The 2372-nt window shown below is 60.1% G+C and carries 3 protein-coding genes; 1 reads left to right on the forward strand and 2 read right to left on the reverse strand.

Annotated features, from left to right (window positions below):
* On the forward strand, positions 1-273 hold a 273-nt coding region (locus tag PROAA_RS04670; RefSeq protein WP_186410225.1), incomplete at its 5' end, for a redoxin family protein.
* A 58-nt stretch (positions 274-331) separates the two neighbouring features.
* Here the strand turns inward: PROAA_RS04670 and gorA are convergent.
* Positions 332-1690: a glutathione-disulfide reductase gene (gene gorA / locus PROAA_RS04675; protein ID WP_186410226.1), complete on the reverse strand. Its 1359-nt coding sequence runs from the start codon at positions 1688-1690 to the stop codon at positions 332-334.
* A 227-nt stretch (positions 1691-1917) separates the two neighbouring features.
* Positions 1918-2372: DUF2721 domain-containing protein (locus tag PROAA_RS04680; protein WP_342669208.1), on the reverse strand; the 455-nt coding region annotated here is incomplete at its 5' end.

The following is a 2372-nucleotide window of genomic DNA, read 5'->3' on the forward strand; positions in this document are numbered from 1 at the left end:
GCCTTCGTCATGTTCCAGTGGGGCAAGAGCCAGAATGCCAAGAACGTTTTCCTGCTGCCCGATGGCAATGGCGAATTCACACGCAAGATGGGCATGCTGGTAGACAAGAACAATCTCGGTTTCGGCCAGCGCAGTTGGCGCTATTCCATGTACGTCGAAGACGGCGAAATCAAGAAGCTGTTTTCGGAAAACGGCTTCGAGGACAACTGCCCGACCGATCCCTTCGAAGTGTCCGACGCCGATACGATGTTGAAGTATCTGAAGAGCCGCTGACTGGCGGAACCCTGGCCCATGCCGACTGAAAGTCGGCAGCCGGGCTGGCACGCACCGGTCAGTCTTCGCTCCAGGGCTTGCGCATGGTGACGAACTCCTCCGCGGCCGTGGGGTGTATGCCGATGGTCGTGTCGAAGAGGGCTTTGGTGGCGCCCGCCCGCATGGCGATGGCGATACCCTGCATGATCTCGCCTGCATCCGGTCCCATCATGTGCGCGCCGACGACGCGGTCGCTGGCCTGGTCCACGATCAGCTTCATGAAGGTCTTTTCGTCGCGTCCGCTGATGCTGTGCTTCATGGGCTTGAAGGTGGATTTGAATACGCGGATACGACCGAACCTGGCGCGCGCGTCCTCCTCGGTAAATCCGACCGTGCCGATGTTCGGCTGGCAGAAGACCGCCGTCGGAATGAAGTCGTAGTCCACCATGTTCTCCAGTCCACCAAACTCGCGCCGGGCGAAGGACATACCCTCGGCCAGTGCGACCGGAGTCAGCTCGATACCGCCGGTCACATCGCCGAGAGCAAAAATGCTGGGTTCGGAGGTGCAGTATTTCTCGTCGACCTCGATGTTGCCGGCGTCGCTGATCTTTACGTTCACATTGTCAAGACCCAGCCCTTCGAGGTTGGCTTTGCGTCCCGTGGCGTAGAGCACCGCATCGACCTCAAGGGTCGTCTCATCGGTAAGCTGAACCTCAAGGCCACTGTCCCTCGCGGCGATCGCCTTCACGTTGATCTCGAAGCGCAGGTCCACGCCGGTCTTGCGAATTTCCTGAGCCGCATGGGCGCGGATGTCGGCATCGAAGCCGCGCAGGAAGAGGGGGCCACGGTACAACTGGCTAACCTGGGCGCCGAGGCCATTGAAGATGCCGGCAAACTCCACTGCGATATAGCCGCCGCCGACGATTGCCAGACGCCGGGGAAATTGTGCAAGGTCGAACACCTCGTTGGAGCTGATGGCATGCTCACTACCGGGGAATTCCGGAATATGCGGCCAACCGCCGGTGGCGATCAGGATCTTTTCTGCCGAATAGCGTTGCTCGCCGACAGCGACCGTGTGGGCATCGACGATCCGGGCGCGGCCGCTTATCACCTCGACCTTCACCCCCGCCAGCAGATTGTCATAGACTCCATTGAGGCGCGATATTTCAGCTTTCTTGTTGTCGCGCAGGGTCGCCCAGTTGAAAGCGGACCTATCGCTATCCCAGCCGAAGTTCCGGGCATCGGTGAAGGACTTGCCGAATTCGGCCGCATAGACGTACAGTTTTTTTGGTACGCACCCCACGTTCACGCAAGTGCCTCCCATGTAGCGGTCTTCTGCAACTGCAACCCTGGCCCCAAACTCGGCAGCCATGCGGGCCGCCCTGACCCCGCCCGAGCCGGCGCCGATCACAAATAGGTCGTAGTCATGATTTTCCACAGATTTTCCCCTCGCCATTCCGAGTCACAAGTCTATCAGCTTGGCAATGCTGCCGGTTCGGTCGAGTTGCCGCCACAGTTTCAGCGGTGCCAAGACGCCCGCTTTTTCGCGATTTCAATTGCGTTCCACAAGCTGGGCCAGCGTCTAGAAATCGGCTGAGAGGCGTTTGTAGTACCGGCCTTTCGTCTTCGCGTATGCCGACCGACCAAGCCTGCGTCCCATCCGGGCTAGAGGTGTTCGTGACCCGCCGCGCGTACAGCAAGGTAGATCTCGCGCAGGAACAGGCCGAGGGCGGCGATGATTGCCAGCATTGCCGCGATGAACAATGTTGCTACCATGCGCGACAGGTTGACCGCGATGAGGGCGCCCAGAAAGGCTCCGGCGACTACAAGACAGACCAGCAGCGCCGCGAAAACGGCACAGAAGATCGAGTAATAGACGAGTCGGGTGCGCCGGGCGAGTTTCGCCAGCTCGCTGCGCGACTCGGGCTGGTCGCTTTCCTTCGAACTTTCCTTCAAACGTGTCTGGATTACTCGCCGGCGGTCGACGATTCGGCCCAGGCGAGTGTTCATGGCGCTGATCAGGGTGGCGATTGCCGTCAGCAGAAAAACCGGGGCAACGGCCAGCTGGATGACGCGGGCGATGTCTGTGAGATGTGGCTCCATCGGCAGGATGCAGTCCT

The organism is Candidatus Propionivibrio aalborgensis, from assembly GCF_900089945.1.
Lineage (GTDB): Bacteria > Pseudomonadota > Gammaproteobacteria > Burkholderiales > Rhodocyclaceae > Propionivibrio > Propionivibrio aalborgensis.